The following is an 18443-nucleotide window of genomic DNA, read 5'->3' as shown; positions in this document are numbered from 1 at the left end:
TACAGGCTATCCCCCCCTCAGAACCCGTCGATGGGTCTTCGCTTTCAGCAAGTTCCTACGCCATAAACGCATTCCTGACATACACTAGTTAAAACGATAAAAGTGAGGCAACAGGATGATAGCATTCCCGGCCAGCTTACTGATCCTGAATGGAAAAAGTGCTGATAACCTTCCCCTGCGTGACGCTATTGCTCAACTGCGCAATGAGAGTGTCGAAATCCATGTTCGCGTGACCTGGGAAAAAGGCGATGCGCAACGTTACGTTGATGAAGCGCTCCGCTTGGGCGTGGCAACGGTGATTGCCGGCGGTGGTGACGGTACCATCAACGAAGTATCCACTGCGCTGATCCACTGTCAGGGGGAGAATGTTCCGGCACTTGGGATTTTGCCATTGGGAACGGCAAATGATTTTGCTACCAGCGTTGGCATTCCTGAAGCGCTGGACAAGGCATTAAAGCTGGCTATTGCCGGGAACGCGGTAGAGATTGATATGGCGCAGGTCAACGATAAAACCTGCTTTATCAATATGGCGACCGGAGGGTTCGGTACGCGGATCACCAGCGAAACACCGGAGAAACTCAAAGCCGCCCTGGGCGGTGTGTCGTACTTTATTCACGGGTTAATGCGCATGGATACGCTGAAGCCAGACAGTTGCGAAATTCGCGGCGAAAACTTTCACTGGCAGGGGGATGCGCTGGTGATTGGTATTGGCAACGGGCGTCAGGCCGGTGGCGGACAGCAACTTTGCCCGACAGCGCTCATTAATGACGGTCTGCTGCAACTGCGAATCTTTACCGGAGAGGAGCTGATTCCGGCACTGCTATCGGCGATAACTCAGTCCGAAGACAATCCGAATATCATTGATGGCACATCATCATGGTTTGATATCCGTGCGCCACATGAAATTACCTTCAATCTGGATGGTGAACCGCTCAGCGGGCAAGAGTTTCATGTTGAAATCCTGCCTGCAGCCCTGCGCTGCAGGCTACCGCCGGGTTGCCCATTATTGCGCTAATCCGACGGCACTCTACTGACATCAGGCAATCGTGACTTTGTTATCCAGATAAACATCCTGGACGGCATTAATCAGCTTCACGCCGTCAGCCATGGTTTTCTTGAACGCTTTACGTCCAAGAATTAACCCCATCCCACCGGCACGCTTGTTAATCACCGCAGTACGCACCGCATCGCTGAGATCGGTTTCTCCGCCGGCCGCACCACCGGAGTTAATGAGTCCGGCGCGACCCATATAGCAATTCGCCAGTTGATAACGCACCAGGTCAATCGGGTTATCACTGGTCAGCTTGCTATAGACACGATCGTCGGTATAGCCGAAGTTAACCGCTTTATACCCGCCGTTGTTTTCCGCCATTTTCTGTTTAACGATATCCGCGCCGATAGTCGCCGCCAGATGGTTTGCCTGCCCGGTCAAATCAGCCGAAACATGATAATCCACACCGTCTTTCTTAAACGCAGAGTTGCGCAAATAGGCCCACAGTACCGTCACCATGCCCAGCTCATGGGCGCGCTCAAAGGCCGCAGAGATCTCTTCAATCTGGCGGCGCGACTCCTCTGAACCGAAATAAATGGTTGCCCCTACCGCTACCGCGCCCATATTGAACGCCTGTTCTACGCTGGCATACAGCGTCTGGTCGAACGTATTGGGGTAGCTCAGCGTTTCGTTGTGGTTAATCTTCACGAGGAACGGAATGCGGTGCGCGTAGCGACGGGAAACAGACGCCAGCACGCCATAGGTCGATGCCACGCAGTTACACCCTGCTTCGATAGCCAGCTCCACAATATTCTTAGGATCAAAATACAGCGGGTTAGCGGCAAACGATGCCCCAGCGGAGTGCTCCACGCCCTGGTCCACCGGTAGAATCGACAGATAACCGGTCCCGGCGAGCCGTCCGGTGTTGTACAGCGTCTGCATATTACGCAGCACGGCGGGTGGACGGTTATTGTCAACCATCACGCGGTCGACGTAATCATGTCCTGGCAGGTAAAGTTGGTCAGAAGGAATGGTCATACAACGATGCTGTAAAAGGTTGTCGGCATCTTTGCCAAGCAACTGCGCAATATCAGTCATAGCTATGCTCCCGTAAGTTCCGATTTGATCTCGGAAGTGGATTGTCCTGACCCGCCTGATGGCGGGCAGCAATAAGCCTGGTACTGACTGCGCATTTTTTCCATCTTTAGCGCACTTTTCAGCGATTTCCGCTGGCTCGATTCAGGCATCAAAAAATGATACAGCGGTCAAACTTAGACCACAAAGGTATTTAAAAGGTATTATCAAGTGGTACTATCCAGACGTACCTTACCTGTCATGAAGGATTTAAAGATGAAAACTACAGTTAAGCTGTCGTTCATGATGTTTGTGGAGTGGTTTATCTGGGGCGCCTGGTTTGTGCCGCTTTGGCTCTGGCTGAGTAAAAGCGGCTTTACTGCCGGTGAAATTGGCTGGTCTTATGCCTGCACCGCCATTGCCGCGATCCTCTCACCGATCTTCGTCGGTTCGATCACTGACCGCTTTTTCTCTGCGCAAAAAGTACTGGCAGTGCTGATGTTTCTCGGCGCGATTTTGATGTATTTTGCAGCGCAACAGACGACGTTCGGCGGATTCTTTCCGCTATTGCTGGCGTATTCACTCACCTATATGCCGACGATTGCACTAACCAACAGTATCGCCTTCGCCAACGTCCCGGATGTCGAACGTGATTTTCCACGCATTCGCGTAATGGGCACGATCGGCTGGATTGCATCCGGCCTGGCTTGTGGGTTCTTACCGCAAATGCTCGGCTATAACGACATTTCACCGACCAACATTCCACTGCTCATTACAGCCGCGAGTTCCGCGTTACTGGGTATCTTCGCTTTCTTTTTACCGGATACGCCGCCGAAAAGTACCGGCAAGATGGATTTCAAAGTCATGCTGGGTCTGGATGCCCTGATCCTGCTGCGTGATAAGAACTTCCTGGTCTTTTTCTTCTGCTCTTTTCTGTTTGCCATGCCGCTGGCGTTTTACTACATCTTCGCCAACGGGTACCTGACAGAAGTTGGGATGAAAAATGCGACCGGCTGGATGACGCTGGGCCAGTTCTCTGAAATTTTCTTTATGCTGGCACTGCCGTTCTTCACCAAACGCTTTGGCATTAAAAAGGTATTGCTGCTTGGTCTTATCACTGCCGCGATCCGCTACGGATTTTTTGTTTACGGCGGCGCGGAAGAATATTTCACCTACGCCCTGCTATTTCTCGGCATTCTGCTACATGGCGTTAGCTACGACTTCTACTACGTTACGGCCTACATCTATGTCGATAAAAAAGCGCCAGTGCACATGCGTACCGCTGCGCAGGGGTTAATCACTCTCTGCTGTCAGGGATTTGGCAGCCTGCTCGGCTACCGCCTGGGTGGGGTGATGATGGAAAAAATGTTTGCTTATAAAGAGCCGGTTAATGGACTCACCTTTAACTGGGCTGGCATGTGGGGATTTGGTGCGATCATGATCGCCGTTATCGCCGTGCTGTTTATGATTTTCTTTCGCGAGTCAGACAAAGAAATTACCGCCATTAAGGTGGACGACCGCGATATCGCATTGCAACAAGGGGAAATTAAATGAAAGCAGAACGTATTCTCGGTGCTCTTTATGGGCAGGCGTTAGGGGATGCGATGGGTATGCCGTCGGAACTGTGGCCAAGAACCCGGGTTAAAGCCCATTTCGGTTGGATCGACCGTTTTTTGCCAGGTCCGGCGGAAAATAATGCCGCCTGCTACTTTAACCAGGCGGAGTTTACTGATGACACGTCTATGGCGCTGTGTCTGGCAGATGCCCTTCTCGAGTGCAACGGAGAAATTGTTCCGGACGTTATTGGCCGCAATATCCTCGCCTGGGCTGAACGTTTTGATGCTTTCAATAAAAACGTGCTGGGTCCCACCTCAAAAATTGCGCTCAATGCCATCCGCGACGGTAAGCCCGTTGCTGAGCTGGAAAACAACGGTGTCACCAATGGAGCGGCTATGCGCGTGTCGCCGCTGGGATGCCTGCTGCCCGCCCACGATGTTGATGTGTTTGTTGATGATGTGGCATTGGCCTCCAGCCCGACGCATAAATCGGATCTGGCTATCGCCGGTGCGGTCGTGGTCGCATGGGCGGTATCACGCGCTATTGATGGCGGAAAATGGTCAGAGATTGTCGACGCACTGCCTGCCATTGCCCGGCATGCCCAACAAAAACGGATCACCACCTTTAGCGCATCACTCTCTGCACGCCTTGAACTGGCGCTGAAAATCGTCCGTAATGCCGACGGCATTGAGTCTGCCAGTGAACAGCTGTATCAGGTGGTCGGAGCCGGAACCAGTACTATTGAATCCGTGCCTTGCGCCATCGCGATGGTCGAACTGGCACAAACCGATCCTAACCGCTGCGCCATTCTGTGCGCGAACCTCGGCGGCGACACTGACACCATCGGAGCAATGGCAACCGCTATTTGTGGTGCGCTACACGGCGTAAGCGCGATTAATCCGACGTTAAAACAGGAGCTGGATGCGGTGAATAAGCTCGATTTCACCCGCTATGCCAGTGCGCTAGTGCGACTGCGCGAGCTACGGGAGGCGCTATGAGTGCTACGCGTCTGCAAACGCTTCTCCCACAGTTGCACAGCCAGCGACCGGTAACGGTAGTCGGTGCGGCGGTTATTGATGTGATTGCCGATGCGTATGCTCTTCCCTGGCGCGGCTGTGATATTGAACTCAAACAGCAAGGGGTGAACGTGGGCGGTTGTGCGCTCAACATCGCCGTGGCGCTTAAGCGTTTAGGTATCGACGCCAGTAATGCTTTACCGCTGGGTCAGGGCGTATGGGCCGATATTATCCGCAAGCGCATGGCGAAAGAAGGATTGCACAGCCTGATCGATAATGCCGAGGGCGATAACGGCTGGTGTCTGGCATTGGTCGAGCCGGACGGTGAACGCACATTTATGTCCTTTAGCGGCGTCGAAAATCAGTGGAATGCTGACTGGCTGGCACAGCTAACTATCCCGCGCCACAGCCTGCTTTATCTCTCGGGCTATCAGTTAGCCTCTGGATGCGGTGAACTGCTGGTGCAGTGGCTGGAAAGTCTGGATGAAGTGACGCCATTTATCGATTTTGGTCCACGCATCGGTGACATATCCGAGGCCTTGATGAACCGCATTATGGCCTGCCGCCCGCTGGTATCACTCAATCGCCAGGAGGCGGAAATTGCCGCCGAGCGGTTTGCATTAAGTTACGACATAGCGGGTTTTGGTGCCGCATGGCTGAAGCGCTTTGCCACACCCGTGGTGGTGCGTCACGATAAAGATGGGGCATGGTATTTTACTGAGCACACATCCGGTTGCGTACCCGCCTTTCCGACCACAGTCGTTGATACCATCGGTGCGGGAGACAGTCACGCAGGCGGCATGCTGGCTGGGCTGGCATCAGGTTGGTCGCTGGGCGATGCCGTCCTGCTTGGCAATGCGGTAGCATCCTGGGTGGTGGGTCACCGCGGTGGCGACTGCGCCCCCTCACGCGAGGCGTTACTCCTCGCACACAAAGACGTATAGGTCGCTTCGACAGTAACTGATACTGTATTCAATAGGCCGTTGCTGCTGATCAAGCGCTACCTGCTTGATCACCAGTACCGGCACTTTGCTGTCCATCTGGATATGCGACTGGAACTCGGCGTCCGGCATCCGCGCACTGACGCGTGAGCGTGTGCGCTGTGGAAAGATATGTTGGCTGCGGAAATAGTCGTACAGTGAAACGCCAATGGCATCTACGTCATGGATAAGATGCGCGGGTACCCATGATTCTTCAATAGACACAGCATCTTCATCAACATAGCGAATTCGCTTAAGCAAGAAGACCTCACTGCCGACAGCAATGGCCAACTGCTGAGCTACCTCTTCCGGGCAGGGCACCACACGTTTATTCACCCACAGCGTATCCGGCTTTTTACCGCGCAACACCACCTGTTGTGAAAAACCGCGCGCTTCTTTGAGCGAATACTCGAAGATGTTATTGATTTGCGTCCCGTAGCCACGCGCACGCGTCACCACCCCCTCTTCCTCCAGCGCCTGCATCGCTTTCCGCACCGTAATGCGTGAAACGCCAGTCAACTGGCTGAGATCGCGCTCGCCAGGCAGGATATTGCCATGCTCCAGGATCCCACTGCGCACAGCGTTCTTAACCGTTTGAGCGAATTTCATATACAGCGGCGTGTTGTCCGCCGCTGAAATACGTTCATTCAGTTGCGCGATAAGCTGGGTATGCGCTTGTTCCATTTATCTTTTTCCTGGCAGCCGTTTCTGCAGCCAGTATACCATTTCTGCTCATCACCACCACGCGTGGAAATGATGCACCGGACCAATCCCCTCGCCCACTTCCAGCGTATCCGCCTGCGCCAACGCCGCAGAGAGCCACAACTTAGCCTCCTGTACCGTATCAGCCCAGTTAACATGACGTGGACGCAGTGCCGCCAGCGCTGCCGACAGCGTACAACCGGTGCCATGGGTATTTTTGGTCATCACCCTTGGCGCGGTAAAACGCTGTTCGCCATCACGGGTAAAGAGCCAGTCAGGGCTTTGCTCATCATCAAGATGCCCTCCTTTCATTAATACCGCCTCACAGCCCAGCGCTCGCAGCGCCCGTCCCTGTTCTAACATTTCCTGCTCCGTTCGGGCATGCGATGCCCCGAGCAACGCCGCCGCCTCCGGTAGATTAGGGGTAATAATCGACACTTGCGGTAACAGACGGGTACGCAGCGTTTCAACCGCAGAGGCAGACAACAGCGGATCGCCGCTTTTTGCCAGCATTACCGTATCCAGTACGACGTTTTGTACCCGGTGACGCTGTAAACGTTCGGCAACGGCTTCGACAATGTCGGTTTCTGCCAGCATACCGATTTTGGTGGTATCGATGCGCACATCGCTGAACACCGAGTCCAGCTGTGCAGCAACAAAGTCAGGTTCAATGCGATACACCGACTGCACCCCGCGCGTATTTTGTGCCACCAACGCGGTAATAACTGAGCAGCCGTATGCGCCAAGCGCCGAGAAGGTTTTTAAATCGGCCTGAATACCCGCGCCACCGCTTGGATCGGTTCCGGCGATCGTTAATGCGTTAATCCGTTTCATGCTTGCTCCTGGGCGTTCAGGTTATAGAGAGCGTCGAGAAATGCCGGAACAAAACTTCCCGGTCCCGTCGATTGTTCAGTGGCGCGTTGTCCGGCTTGCTTCATCCAGCTACAGGCAGAAGCAACATTATTCAACCGGTCGCCCTCCAGGGCGCAACTGGCTGCGACTACCGCTGACAGTGCGCATCCGGTCCCCACTACCCGTGTCATCAGCGGATCGCCACCATGAATACTCACCGTCCGCTGACCATCTGTGACGAAATCCACTTCTCCGGTAACCGCGACAATGGTTCCAACCTGGCGTGCCAGTGTTTGTGCTGCCGGAATCGCAGCCAATGCGGTGTCGGTGGTATCCACCCCGCGCCCACCGGCGTTCATCCCGGCCAGGGCGAGTATTTCTGACGCGTTGCCACGAATTGCAGCCGGGCGCAGCGCAAGTATGTCCAGGCAAAAGCGACGACGAAAATCCAGTGCGCCAACGGCAACAGGATCCAGCGTCCAGGGGGTTTTCGCCTGCTGCGCCTGTTCGACCGCCGCGCGCATGGCAATGGCGCGGCTCTCGGTCAGCGTACCCACGTTAATCAGCAGCGCACTGGCGATAGCCGCAAACTGGCTGGCTTCTTCAGGTTCGATCACCATCGCGGGCGATGCGCCAAGTGCGAGTAACGTATTGGCGGTGAAGCTTTGCACAACCTCGTTGGTCATACAGTGCGTGAGTGGGGAAAGCGTTCTAAATTGCTGTAAGGTGTGAGCTGCAAGGGCGCGGCTGTGCCGGTCAGGCTGCATGATTCAACTCCTGTCCGCGTGAAGAAGGGACACGAGCAGTGTCAGACTTCCCTACGCTGGCATTATCCAGATCAGGTGGTACGGGTATTTCTCAGCCTTCACGCGGAAGGGCACCCCGAGTCATGTACTTCAAAATCAAAAACTTGCGATTAACGTTCCGTTAATCCCTAATCAGGATCATGCCAGCGGAAAGCCTAAGACACAACCCCTTTGCAATCGATGTTTTCGGCTAAAAACCATCATGTGTCCCAGTTTGTGTCCCAAAATGTATCCCACAGGCTTTTATAACTGTAGGTGAATTTCAGATACAAAAAAGGCCGGGTTACCCCAGCCTCATTTGGTTTTGATTTTTCGTTGTCGCTGTTCATTCAGGTAAAACTTCACGGCGCTGTCGAATCCGTAGGTTTGAATCCGGTCCAACAGGCTTGACCTGCTACACCCAAGCCTGCGTGCTAATGCAGACATGTTGATGATCGAATCATCGCCTTTACCGTCCAGAATCCACTGTATCAGCGGCATGTTGCCAGTACTAATCAAAGCTAATTTCATGTTGTTTATCTCCTTTCCTTTGCCTCGCCAGCAGCGGGGGCAATGCGCCCCCAAAATCCGCTGTATTACGCTGCGTCGTTCGTGAGTCTGGTCACAAAGTCTGGACGGTACACCACAGGCAAAATTGAGCTTTCCGCGAATAGCTCAACGTTCTTAAACTTGTCCTGCACACTCCAGATACGGAAATCAACTGGATCAGCAAAGGCCAGATCAAGATTTCGGCTGGTTGCAGTTGCTACATAACCGAAAGGCAATGCGATTTCAGAAGATAGCGGCTTGCTGAAGCGGGGAACCAGGAAGGATTCATCCGGGCCAATTCCATAAAGTGCCTGATCAGTGACTTCCACTACGCGAACATTCTCGATGATGAATGTTGAGAATGCCGGAAGCACTTCTTTGTTAAACAGCACATCGCGATCAAGCACACCAAACTGGACATTCTGACGGATATCAGGGTGATATTTGATGCCCCGATAGACGTTGCTACCAGTAAACAGGATAAAGCCGTCAAGCTGACCAGCCAGACCCCCCATACGCACTTTAGCAGCAGTCACAGCGTCATCCAGGCTGCGAAGCGGGTCACCGGAGCTAACGTTGGTTTTGATCGTTCCGGTCGCCTGTTGGTAACCAAATTCATCTTCCCACGAAATAATCGGTTGCTGGGTGTAAGTTGCTTCAACAGTATTTCGGAAAAGTGCGTCAGCGAAAATCTTTTCCCTGGTACGCATGTACTTATCATGCATTGCGAGAGCAGAAGCTGTCACAGCGTCCATCACAGACATTTGCAGGTCTGAACCTGGTTTGCGGTAAGGTTGCACATCTGCCGCTGTAATACGGTCCTGATAAGCGTAAAGCGGCGCTTCAATCAGGTGATTGCTGGCACTACGCTTGGGAATAGCTGACCACTCGGAACCATAACGATTGACAGAGCTTGCCACCTTCTGGGCAACTTCATCAATGATATCAAGGCTCACCTTTGGACTCATGGAAGTCTGGCGGTCACTGAAAACGTTAAGCGTTGAGAGCAGTGTGTTTTTTGCTTCCACGTTTACAAAAGTGTTGGTGTAATCAGCAAAGCTGAAATTGGTTGATAATCCCATTTGTTTTCTCCTTATTATTCTGCGTCCGGTGCGCTGGCACGGATTGCGCCCGTTTTAGTTAGTGCAGCAACAGCATTAGCGCCAGCGGTCGCGCCCATAACAGCAATGATGGTGTCCTGTTTGATGTACACACCGCGATCAGCAACGATGACATGAGCATCATCTGCCGCCCTGTGGTGGCTCAGAACCAGCAGGCAATCATCCCCAGAGACATATGTAGTCCCGGCACTGGTAATGCAGCTACCCGGCTGCACTTCTACTGCCAAATCGACAGTAATTGTCTTGCGGTCAAAGTTTGGATCGACTGCATACGCGATCACCGAATTGTAAGAACGTTCTGTTGTTCCCATTTTCATATAATTAACTCCCGTTAAATTTCACATAGCTATGTAAACAAAAGGCCAGCGCCTGCTTGAGCCATAAACGGCGACAGGGCCAGCCTTTCGAATAGGGTTTTAGCACCCGCTAATTGCGGGCAGGAATGAGGAAGTGGCAACGCTCCAAAGAATGGGCAAGGAGACCCAAAAACGCTGCCACCTGATGTTGTTTAGTGTCCAACGTGACAGCCCGACGAGGAGGACGGGACTTTGGCAAACCCCGATCCAGGACCGGAGAATTTTGGTGCAGATTAATCCTGCTTTTCTGAATACAACAAGCGGCTATGGCTTAACCTTCCCGTGAGAGGCGGCGTATTGGTTGTATTTAGAAAAGGGCCGCGTGGTGAACACCAAGGCCCGTTAGGGTGAACGTTACCGTTCATCTTGATTCCTGTTTCGGCATTTGAAACCGGAGAATCAAGACCAGACCACACAGCCGCTTTGATATAATAAGGAGAAGGAAAAACAATTGGCAGTAGTAATTCCCTATGTAACTATTTTATCATGAATAATTAACTTTCACAACAAAGACTCGACGATATTGTCGGAAAATCAGATGGTTACCGTTAAATCTGACAACGTTATTGGGGAACCCCAAGAATGAGGTTTGTGTTATAAACATTATTCTCTCGGATTTTTGCATCAATAAGACCTTTCACAGCCCCGTCATTGATATTGATGTCAACATCCTGATGAAGGCTGAGGTCTGCTGTCCCCGTAACACTGACAGGGATCGGCCCTCGCGTCACATCCGCAATTGTGGGGATTGAGAATGTTGGTTTAAGCAATGGTTGCGGTTGTTGGCCCTGATAGTTCAGACCTGGAAAATTCAACGCTAACCCGTCCCAGGCAGTGCCTGTGCCAATACTGTTAGGCGAAGAGCTGTCAAGCCACGGATAAATCTGCTTAAGGGTCTGGCCTACAGTGCGAGGGTCGAAGCCTATATTCTCTTTTACCCACTCGGCGGCGGCATTGCCTCCCTCGTCTACTGTGGTGTTGTAAACAGCATCCGGTAACGTAGCCCCTTTGCGTAACTCAGCACCAATGCTGTTGACCCAGGCTAAGATATTGGTGGTCAACTCACCTAACGACTGTCCAAGATGGTCAGCGATAGGGATCAGCCCCGTCATGCTCTGTCGTAGAGTGTCCGTGTTGGTAGCATATTGTCCCAGCCCCTCAACGAATGAGGCGCTGAAGTGGTCAGCGAGGCTGGTTTGTACTCGGTTGTACTCAGCACCTAATGCTGCCAGTTTGTCGAGATTGGCCTGCTGTGCATCGGACAGGGACCAGCCCTCAGAGGCCAGTTGCTGCATGCGGTCAATAACCCCCCGCCCTTCATCATCAAACACCCCGAGGAAGACGGAACCATCATTCACGGCTTCGGCCAGGTGACGAACCGCGTTATCAGTCCATTTGAAAGTCTTCTGCAACTGTTTCAGGTACAGTATGAATTCAGGAAAATTCATGGTCTGAATCTCGCCAATCACTTTCTGGGCGACCTTCTGGTTCCCGTTAGTGGATTTCAGCACGTTATTAATGATATCGGCAAACTCACCACCGCCAGAGAAAGTTACTTCACCTGTTTTTTTGTTGCGTTTGAAAGAGCCAGTATTCAGCAATTCTCCAGCTTTTTCTGTCGTATCCTTGTTCAGCTCAGCCAGTTTATCAGCGCTGAGCGAATAACCCGCCCTGCTCATAGATAAATCCTGGATAGCTGCGAACTCTAATTGCCCCAGACCATATTGCTCTAGTTTTTTAATATCACGAGAGCGCTCAAGGCTTCCCTGAAGCGTCTGACCAACACGAGCAACTCCCATGCTGCCAATCAATGTTGCTCCACCGACTGCACCTCCGGCAACAATCCCGCCACCAATACCACGTCGCCCTGTCAGCCCTTCTGCACGCACACGACCAGCACGAATGCCAGCGGCTTTCTGTTCTTTGGTGATACGCTGTTGCAGTCGAGCCTGCTTGCGTAATTCTGAGGTTATACGGGCCATTTCGAAGCGGGTTTCTTCTACCGTGTAGCGCTCTTCTTTCTGGGCTTTAAGTGCCTCTTTTGCTGCACTGATGGCTTTATAACGGGTTGCAACGTCAGCGCCGTTCACATTTGCCAGAGTCAGAGCGCTACGGCGCAAACTGTTGTAATAAGTCACCTCACGTTTGAGCGCTGTTTCTTTCTTTTCTTCAAGGGCAATACGGCGTTTCGCCGCTACAATATCATCGGAGATACGTTTATGGCCCCGATTCATAGCTGCTGTCTGTGCTGTTGCTAATCCCGGCTCTGGTACTGTGCCCCCCATATTGGGGTTATACATTACCGCACGACTGGCTACCGCTGCCCGAATCCTCTCACTAATACGGCTCAGACGGAGGTCCTGACGTGCACGGGCCTCATCCTGAGTCAGCGCCTGCTCTGCATTCTTCGCAGACAATGCCGCCATTTTTTTATTGTGGGCCAGTTCCTGATTGGCAATTTTTGCCTGCACTTGTGCCTGTTTTTGTTGCTCCGCAACCAGACGTTGTTGCTGCTTTATTCTGGTTGTATGGGCCTTTGCCGCTGCTAAAGCAGCCTTGCCTTCACTCTGGGCTGTGCGTTTCTTCGCCGCCTCCAGCGCTTTAGCGGGCTTCTCCTGGGCTGCTTTCAGGCTCTTAATGGCCTTGAGTGCCTTGCCGTAGGCAGTTTGGTCAACTTTAAACGTAATCTCGTTTACGGTCTTAGTCACTATAATGTTAGCCATTCTTGCCTCCTTTGGAGGTTTGACGCTTGGTCAAAACACTTTGTGCCATTAAACCCCCTGCGGTTTGATAATATGCCCATAACGTTCCGGATCATCAGCAACCAGTCTTCGACAAGCGACCTTTGCTCTTTCGAGCGCATCAGGATCGATATCATGAGGTTTGAAAACTCCAGCATCAGCCCCCAACATCTTGATAATTTTTGTTTTGTTGCTTTTTTTATCAGTCGCTTTATTAACTGGTGAGTTTGTAGGAGCTTTGAGTTGTTCCAACCCGTTATCGGGTTTGCCTTCGGCAAATCTCCCTCGGAGATATTCAGGATTTTTCCTAAGAAATTCAGAGGTGACGCTCTTCAGATTGTCCCGCGCTTTTTGGAGTTCGTATTCCTCCGGTGTCATATTTTTCATAGCGGCAAACAGAGCATTTTTAATGCTGTCCAGTGTCATTGTGGTGTCTCCAAAGCAAATTATGGAACAAGCCAATCCCGGACAACAGACAATGGGCGACCATTGCCAATACGGGGATCAGCGATAAGTATTCAAGATAGCGGCCTAATGCATCGCAGGGCGATTAACGGCAACCGTTAACCCGCTGGCGGGTGTCAGTGCAGGCGGGGCGCTTTCTGCTTGCGGTGTGCGTGACGGCTGAGCGTTTTTCTGTACTCAATAACCAACGGGGCAGTTTCCTCCGGAAAACGGGCCAAAATCTCAGCGTGTGGGATACCTTCATCAGACAGGTAGCGCACAACTGTAAACAGCGGCAATTGCAGATCAGCGCAGATTTTTTCGAGCATCGCGCCGGATTCGAAATACTGACGTATAGTGACCCCGGTTGTGCGCTGGCTGGTATGTTTCACTCTTCGGAAACGTGGATTCCAGGTCTTAGCTAATTCAGCAACAAATTCAGGATCGAGTCTGAGGATTAGGGCAACTCTGCCAGAAGTCATGCCGTGCACAAGAAGAGTCTTTGCGGTTTTAAGGATCGATTCATCCCTGCGTCGATTTTTGAAAAGACGCTTTAGTTTATCGCTTTTCACGGTTTGAAAGCCGTGATCTGTCTGGCTGTCACCAGCTACTTGCTCACACAATTCAATCCTCCATCATCAAAAAGGAATTGATTCCATTGAGAAATCTTCCTCTGAATAATCAGACACAGGTTCAGATTTTGAAAATCCAGATCGCTGTTCAGCTACAGGTGCGGCAGGTTTCACCACGCCAGACTCCAACACATCAGGCTTTTGTTCATTCTTACCGCTTTTAACTTTCTGATTTTTTGCGATGGTAACAACAGCCTCACCTTGCTGTGATTTTCCCGCATTAAGTTCAGTCAAAATGATGTCAGGATCTTTTACGGTATAGTCAGTGTAAGAAATTTCTTTGCTTCCAGGTTTGCGGAATAAGGTTGCAGTAATCCACCCCATTTTCACCAAAAGTTTGACCTTCTTCTGAACGGTTGAAAGGCCCATGCAACAGCAATCCGCAATGTACTGTTGGGAAGGACGGATCTCCCCTGTCGCCTTCTTCCACCCAAGCAGATGACTGTAGACAGCCATGATCTCAGGGCTGTTTTGTACACCATTAAAGCGCTTGATACGGGCGACAGGTATCGACCAGTAAGAAAAAGTGTCGATGGTAATCGGTTTGTCTTCATTCGGCTGCGGTAAAGATTCGTAGAGCTTATTTTCTGTTGTCTCGGCTATCATTAAATCCTCGCTGGTTTTCTGTTTTTTTATTCTTTTCAATGATTTTTGCCGCTGTTTGCAGCAATTCACTACACAGCTTAGCCATGGGCATATCGCGGTGGTTAGCCTCTTTCAGCAACGCACGATAGGTGTCATCCGGGAATGAAATATTCATGCGCTTTTTCTCCCTGTTGGGTTGTGTGGTTGCTCGTTGTTTAATTGCCCGTGTACTTTCCGAATGTGTTTCGCCAGGTTCTGGCACATATTCCGGATCATCTTTGGCACGGGAATCCCCTGGCGGTCTGATTCTTCACGTAAAATTGCATATGTTTCATCGTCTAGTGAAATTTTCATCTCAAAATTCCCTCCGAATGCATAAAAGTCATCGCTCCTGCTATCGCGGATGGCGATCAGGAGTAAGAAGCCGTGTTTGCGGCGATTTCGTTTGGTGGCGTTGCTGCCAACGGAGTAAAGCAGAGAATGGTTATTCGGTTGTGGTCAGTTCGGGAATGTCTTTTCCGGTAATGCCTTCGAGTTCACCGCCAGACTCAATCATCTTAAGCAGAAGGATCTGCTCATTCATCAGGCCGATGCCATGAGAGGCGTAATAAACACGCCAGGCAGAAAGAACAGGCTCTATGATTTCCATAACATCACGGCCTTTTGCCAACTCATGGCTGTAAGGCTTCAGGATATCCCGGATGATTTTTGCATTCTTAGCCTGCTGGCGCAGACTTTTGATGATATTCATAGCTTCACGAGTTGCCGGGTATAGTTTGTCTGCTTTCTTGGAGCCGCCAACGCGGGTTCTGAAACTGCGAAGATTTACTAACGAAGTGATTTTGTTGTCGATTGCAGAAACAATCTCTGAGGCGGTAGCGTTCGAAAAATTGAAAAGGACGGGCTTTGTCATCTAATCTCCTGTGTTGTTTTAATGTTTCCTTTTCTCAAGGTATGAATATATTATGTCATAAATCACACTTTTTGTCAAGTTTCTTGTTGCATCATAAATAAAAGTATGCTATGAACCATTTGAGCTAGGCCGCATAATTCCACAAAGCAACATACAATGTCATTAGCAATTTGTGCTGAACGTGAGAATTTGTATTGCATTCTTATTTTAGGTGGTAAATAATTCACGGTTGCATAAAGCCATACAATGCGTTCTAAGCGATTCTGGTCCGTAGGCAGTGCCTATGGGTTACCTCTACCGCTTAAACGTCGTGTAGCGTGTCTGATGCGCTCTGTGAGCCTCCTGTTATCTAGTCTTGATTGTCCGTTGTCAATCAACGGTCACAACAATCAAGATGAATCGGGGATTCACCGCATAGCGGCTTTGTGAAGTCTGAGGGGGAGCGCCGCCCACCAAGGGGAGTTACGTCGCGTTTCTAGCTCCTCTGCGCTGTGCTCGATCCACATAGGCGAACAGGTTCGCATTTCCCACACAGAGTGTGAACAGTCGAAGCTGTTCACGATGCCGTAGCCTTTGGGTTACCCGAATCCATGATTGGGATGACCACACACAGAAACAGGCTGTAAGCCTGTTGATGAGTTGGTTATCACAGAATGGTAATGAGGGTTAGGAGGTCACAAGATGCCGTGTCTGTTTACGTCATCGAAGTTGAGCTTCTTACCACACAGATATGTGTAAACAGGCGAAGCCAGTGAGCGGAGCGATACAAGGCCCGTATGGGTGAACCGTCGGTTCATGGCATCGCCACCAGATTACTGATATCACTCAATAAACACCACAACCAAGAATGACCAAGTCATTCCCTGCCCTTGACCTTAAATCTTTTAAAGATCTTATAGGTGTTTTTATTATTGATTTTATAATGCTCTTATACCACGTCTAATAGAAGACACCCTCCCCTCTAATAGAAGACACGCATCTTCCAGTAGAAGACACCCTCTCCTCTGACAGAAGACACCTTGCCATGTTCAACCACTCGGCTACGCACTAACCAAAACAGAAAGCAAGTGTTTTTATAAAGATCTTTTGATCTTAGATCTTTCAAGGATCTTTATTATTTAGGTCTTTATTATATCGTAGGTCAAATTTGTCACCCCTCCCCCTTCAAATTTGTCAGGGGTAGGCTACTTCTTGACCAGTTCATCTTTTGGGATGTGCGCCTCGCCAAGCTGTAAATAAATGCCGGAAAATTCAACTTTAATCGCTAGTATTTCGCCGTAAATGCAGCCTTGCGTCACTGGCTCGCCTGTGGGATGTGGTGAGCGATATGGTGTAAGGTATACAATGAAGCCAGTAGTGGCAGGGCCTCGGCAGTTCTGCCATTGATGGTGTGGCTAAACACAATCACCGATCCACCCTTCCATACCGAAAAAATAAATTTTCTTCGCAAAAACAACTCAAAACCCTCCATTTATAGGCCTGTGAGAGCCTCTCAGCGGGGCGCTGTGCTATCAGTGAGTCAGTGGAGATAACGCCGCTACAGGCTTCTGGTAAAGCATACGGGGCTATTGGTGGGACTGCTTGCGCTAGTGTGGGAAAAGGTACGAACGGTGACGGCCTGGCCGGGAGAAAATCGCCCGTTGGTGGATGATGTTGTGGACTGGTGACGGGTATGAGAACTCACCTCTAACTTACACAATATGAAAGTGTAAATTAGCAAGTCATTGATTTTTCTAGAATGTGTTGTGGATGAACATCAAAGAAGCGTCTACACGCTGTCTTATGCACCTTCTATGCAGGTTCTATGCATCTGTGTTGTGTTTGCAAAGAGTTACCTTGCGATATTTTGAAATAATGGTTCATTTTTATTGACACACTCTCAGCCACGCCTAACACATCAGCCTATGCGCTGAGATATTTTCCGACACTGGAACCTGAAGAGTAACCCCAACTTTTGTTTCAATACGGGCAGGAGTGGGTTAAATCACATATAAAAACCCCTTTACAATGATCATGTTATGATCAAAACTCACCTTGTAACTTACATAACGAGATAACAGCGAGGGACGAAATGAAGAGAGTCGAGCCAGTCAGAGACAAAGAGAAGATCGCCGAGGTTGAGTCTCTGCTACGTAAACACAATACAAGCCCGATTTACGGTGATTTGTGGGTATTCCTGAACCAGACAGCAGCGCGAGTTGGTGATGCCCTCAGGTTACGTTATGCCGATTTTAACCACATAGAAGGGAATGTGTTAAATCTGAAGGAGCAGAAAACTGGTAAGACGCGCTCTATCATGCTAACAGCGAAAGCGCTCGAACTTGTAGCACAGCGCCGTGCTGATAATCCTGGTCATGAATACTTATTTGAAGTGGACAGCAACCGAGCCAAGGGCAAACCAATCAGTCGTGTGACGGTCTCTGCCAAGTTTAAAGAGGCCGGGGATATGCTAAATCTTCGCATTGCCGCCCACAGCCCACGCAAGAACTTAGGCTATCACGCTCTGAAACGTGGTGTAAGCCTGCCAACACTCACTAAGCTGTACGGGCATTCATCGCAGGCAGTCACATTGGCGTATTGTGGGATTATGGAAAAAGATATCGAAGACGTATTCCAGACTATCGACTACTGATGACTGTTTACGATTTTGCTATGCAAATCGCAACGCGACTATTGAGACGACTACTTTGAAGAAAATTTTACTTTTTGTGCTGGTCCTGCTGCCGCTGGCGGCTCATGCAGGAAGAATAACCATGAGCAACCCAGAAGAACAGGAATTACAGGGAGGGAAACGGCTTTGCACTTATGAAAACAGTACTTATCTGTTTACGCTGGTAACTCGATCTCAGTCCTGCCAATACTCGAAGACGTTCGACACAGAGGATAACGAAAAGTGAGATGCAATATTTATCAATGTTACCAGTAACTTGAAGTCTTCATGCTCACTTCAAGTAGATTAGTTCTAAACTCAATCAAATTTTCATTTTTTTTCTCTATTATTGACATCCCCGCCAGGCCTTATAAGACGCGCCCTTAGCGATTCCTACCCTTTTGCAACCTCAATTCAACCTCAAAATCAACTCTTGTGCTGAAAAGAATCCCTATTAGAATATTGAACATATAGGGGAAATAACTTTAAACACCC

19 protein-coding genes and 1 riboswitch are annotated in these 18443 nt (G+C 50.3%); of the genes, 6 read left to right on the top strand and 13 right to left on the bottom strand.

Going from position 1 to position 18443, the window contains the following annotated elements:
• The first annotated feature begins 115 nt into the window (after nt 1-115).
• On the top strand, nt 116-1015 hold the full coding sequence (gene yegS / locus IB196_RS08165) for a lipid kinase YegS (protein ID WP_005129138.1): 900 nt from the start codon (nt 116-118) through the stop codon (nt 1013-1015).
• A gap of 21 nt (nt 1016-1036) precedes the next feature.
• Here the strand turns inward: yegS and fbaB are convergent, their stop codons facing one another.
• Nucleotides 1037-2089 carry a class I fructose-bisphosphate aldolase gene (gene fbaB, locus IB196_RS08160; RefSeq protein ID WP_005129139.1) on the bottom strand — a complete coding sequence of 351 codons (1053 nt, stop codon included), beginning with the start codon at nt 2087-2089 and terminating at the stop codon, nt 1037-1039.
• Nucleotides 2090-2341: 252 nt separating this feature from the next.
• On the opposite strand from fbaB, the gene IB196_RS08155 reads away from it, so the two are divergent.
• The 3 genes from IB196_RS08155 to IB196_RS08145 are packed head-to-tail and all read left to right on the top strand — an operon-like array spanning nt 2342 to nt 5582.
• Nucleotides 2342-3619 (top strand): nucleoside permease, encoded by a 1278-nt coding sequence (locus IB196_RS08155; RefSeq protein ID WP_040230645.1) that lies wholly within the window; start codon nt 2342-2344, stop codon nt 3617-3619.
• Nucleotides 3616-4620, top strand: coding sequence for an ADP-ribosylglycohydrolase family protein (locus IB196_RS08150; RefSeq protein WP_005129149.1), 1005 nt, complete (start codon nt 3616-3618; stop codon nt 4618-4620). The genes IB196_RS08155 and IB196_RS08150 overlap by 4 nt, the downstream gene beginning before the upstream one ends.
• Complete coding sequence (locus tag IB196_RS08145; protein ID WP_149691497.1) at nt 4617-5582, top strand: PfkB family carbohydrate kinase; 966 nt, start codon at nt 4617-4619, stop codon at nt 5580-5582. Before IB196_RS08150 ends, IB196_RS08145 begins: the two co-directional genes overlap by 4 nt.
• On the opposite strand, the gene IB196_RS08140 is transcribed toward IB196_RS08145, so the two are convergent.
• The 12 genes from IB196_RS08140 to IB196_RS08085 all read right to left on the bottom strand — a co-directional run bounded on the left by IB196_RS08140 (nt 5556) and on the right by IB196_RS08085 (nt 15298).
• A complete protein-coding gene (locus tag IB196_RS08140) occupies nt 5556-6302 on the bottom strand; it encodes a GntR family transcriptional regulator (protein WP_005129153.1) in 747 nt (248 codons plus the stop codon). The two genes, IB196_RS08145 and IB196_RS08140, sit on opposite strands and share 27 nt — an antisense overlap.
• Before the next feature lie 51 nt (nt 6303-6353).
• Nucleotides 6354-7154, bottom strand: coding sequence for a bifunctional hydroxymethylpyrimidine kinase/phosphomethylpyrimidine kinase (gene thiD, locus IB196_RS08135; RefSeq protein WP_040230642.1), 801 nt, complete (start codon nt 7152-7154; stop codon nt 6354-6356).
• Complete coding sequence (thiM, locus tag IB196_RS08130; RefSeq protein ID WP_040230640.1) at nt 7151-7939, bottom strand: hydroxyethylthiazole kinase; 789 nt, start codon at nt 7937-7939, stop codon at nt 7151-7153. Before thiM ends, thiD begins: the two co-directional genes overlap by 4 nt.
• Nucleotides 7940-7970: 31 nt before the next feature.
• A riboswitch (TPP riboswitch) is annotated at nt 7971-8067 on the bottom strand.
• A 205-nt stretch (nt 8068-8272) separates the two neighbouring features.
• Nucleotides 8273-8488, bottom strand: a complete 216-nt coding sequence (locus tag IB196_RS08125) for a hypothetical protein (protein WP_188232078.1) — start codon at nt 8486-8488, stop codon at nt 8273-8275.
• Nucleotides 8489-8553: 65 nt separating this feature from the next.
• Nucleotides 8554-9588 carry a major capsid protein gene (locus IB196_RS08120; RefSeq protein WP_188232077.1) on the bottom strand — a complete coding sequence of 345 codons (1035 nt, stop codon included), beginning with the start codon at nt 9586-9588 and terminating at the stop codon, nt 8554-8556.
• Nucleotides 9589-9602: 14 nt separating this feature from the next.
• On the bottom strand, nt 9603-9944 hold the full coding sequence (locus IB196_RS08115) for a hypothetical protein (RefSeq protein WP_188232076.1): 342 nt from the start codon (nt 9942-9944) through the stop codon (nt 9603-9605).
• Nucleotides 9945-10546: 602 nt separating this feature from the next.
• The gene (locus IB196_RS08110; protein ID WP_188232075.1) at nt 10547-12706 is read right to left on the bottom strand and encodes a chemotaxis protein; all 2160 of its coding nucleotides are present in this window, start codon (nt 12704-12706) and stop codon (nt 10547-10549) included.
• A 48-nt stretch (nt 12707-12754) separates the two neighbouring features.
• Nucleotides 12755-13150, bottom strand: a complete 396-nt coding sequence (locus tag IB196_RS08105; RefSeq protein ID WP_049015327.1) for a hypothetical protein — start codon at nt 13148-13150, stop codon at nt 12755-12757.
• A 155-nt stretch (nt 13151-13305) separates the two neighbouring features.
• Nucleotides 13306-13791 carry a hypothetical protein gene (locus tag IB196_RS08100; protein WP_188232074.1) on the bottom strand — a complete coding sequence of 162 codons (486 nt, stop codon included), beginning with the start codon at nt 13789-13791 and terminating at the stop codon, nt 13306-13308.
• 15 nt (nt 13792-13806) lie between these two features.
• Nucleotides 13807-14406, bottom strand: a complete 600-nt coding sequence (locus tag IB196_RS08095; protein WP_188232073.1) for a hypothetical protein — start codon at nt 14404-14406, stop codon at nt 13807-13809.
• Nucleotides 14381-14560: a hypothetical protein gene (locus tag IB196_RS08090; RefSeq protein WP_188232072.1), complete on the bottom strand. Its 180-nt coding sequence runs from the start codon at nt 14558-14560 to the stop codon at nt 14381-14383. Before IB196_RS08090 ends, IB196_RS08095 begins: the two co-directional genes overlap by 26 nt.
• 309 nt (nt 14561-14869) lie before the next feature.
• On the bottom strand, nt 14870-15298 hold the full coding sequence (locus tag IB196_RS08085) for a hypothetical protein (RefSeq protein WP_188232071.1): 429 nt from the start codon (nt 15296-15298) through the stop codon (nt 14870-14872).
• A gap of 2071 nt (nt 15299-17369) precedes the next feature.
• Between IB196_RS08085 and IB196_RS08080 the strand changes: the two genes are divergently transcribed.
• On the top strand, nt 17370-17930 hold the full coding sequence (locus tag IB196_RS08080) for a tyrosine-type recombinase/integrase (protein ID WP_188232070.1): 561 nt from the start codon (nt 17370-17372) through the stop codon (nt 17928-17930).
• 55 nt (nt 17931-17985) lie between these two features.
• On the top strand, nt 17986-18195 hold the full coding sequence (locus IB196_RS08075) for a hypothetical protein (protein ID WP_223236913.1): 210 nt from the start codon (nt 17986-17988) through the stop codon (nt 18193-18195).
• Nucleotides 18196-18443: the final 248 nt, after the last annotated feature.

The organism is Citrobacter sp. C6_1, from assembly GCF_014596835.2.
GTDB lineage: Bacteria > Pseudomonadota > Gammaproteobacteria > Enterobacterales > Enterobacteriaceae > Citrobacter > Citrobacter pasteurii.
The sequence above is the reverse complement of the archived record's forward strand: the minus strand, read 5'-3'. Positions and strand labels throughout refer to the sequence as shown.

Excerpts from the sequence above, each read along its gene's own strand:
- yegS (WP_005129138.1), top strand. The coding sequence starts at position 116 with ATGATAGCATTCCCGGCCAGCTTACTGATCCTGAATGGAAAAAGTGCT.
- fbaB (WP_005129139.1), bottom strand. The coding sequence starts at position 2,089 with ATGACTGATATTGCGCAGTTGCTTGGCAAAGATGCCGACAACCTTTTA.
- IB196_RS08155 (WP_040230645.1), top strand. The coding sequence starts at position 2,342 with ATGAAAACTACAGTTAAGCTGTCGTTCATGATGTTTGTGGAGTGGTTT.
- IB196_RS08150 (WP_005129149.1), top strand. The coding sequence starts at position 3,616 with ATGAAAGCAGAACGTATTCTCGGTGCTCTTTATGGGCAGGCGTTAGGG.
- IB196_RS08145 (WP_149691497.1), top strand. The coding sequence starts at position 4,617 with ATGAGTGCTACGCGTCTGCAAACGCTTCTCCCACAGTTGCACAGCCAG.
- IB196_RS08140 (WP_005129153.1), bottom strand. The coding sequence starts at position 6,302 with ATGGAACAAGCGCATACCCAGCTTATCGCGCAACTGAATGAACGTATT.
- thiD (WP_040230642.1), bottom strand. The coding sequence starts at position 7,154 with ATGAAACGGATTAACGCATTAACGATCGCCGGAACCGATCCAAGCGGT.
- thiM (WP_040230640.1), bottom strand. The coding sequence starts at position 7,939 with ATGCAGCCTGACCGGCACAGCCGCGCCCTTGCAGCTCACACCTTACAG.
- IB196_RS08125 (WP_188232078.1), bottom strand. The coding sequence starts at position 8,488 with ATGAAATTAGCTTTGATTAGTACTGGCAACATGCCGCTGATACAGTGG.
- IB196_RS08120 (WP_188232077.1), bottom strand. The coding sequence starts at position 9,588 with ATGGGATTATCAACCAATTTCAGCTTTGCTGATTACACCAACACTTTT.
- IB196_RS08115 (WP_188232076.1), bottom strand. The coding sequence starts at position 9,944 with ATGAAAATGGGAACAACAGAACGTTCTTACAATTCGGTGATCGCGTAT.
- IB196_RS08110 (WP_188232075.1), bottom strand. The coding sequence starts at position 12,706 with ATGGCTAACATTATAGTGACTAAGACCGTAAACGAGATTACGTTTAAA.
- IB196_RS08105 (WP_049015327.1), bottom strand. The coding sequence starts at position 13,150 with ATGACACTGGACAGCATTAAAAATGCTCTGTTTGCCGCTATGAAAAAT.
- IB196_RS08095 (WP_188232073.1), bottom strand. The coding sequence starts at position 14,406 with ATGATAGCCGAGACAACAGAAAATAAGCTCTACGAATCTTTACCGCAG.
- IB196_RS08090 (WP_188232072.1), bottom strand. The coding sequence starts at position 14,560 with ATGAATATTTCATTCCCGGATGACACCTATCGTGCGTTGCTGAAAGAG.
- IB196_RS08085 (WP_188232071.1), bottom strand. The coding sequence starts at position 15,298 with ATGACAAAGCCCGTCCTTTTCAATTTTTCGAACGCTACCGCCTCAGAG.
- IB196_RS08080 (WP_188232070.1), top strand. The coding sequence starts at position 17,370 with ATGAAGAGAGTCGAGCCAGTCAGAGACAAAGAGAAGATCGCCGAGGTT.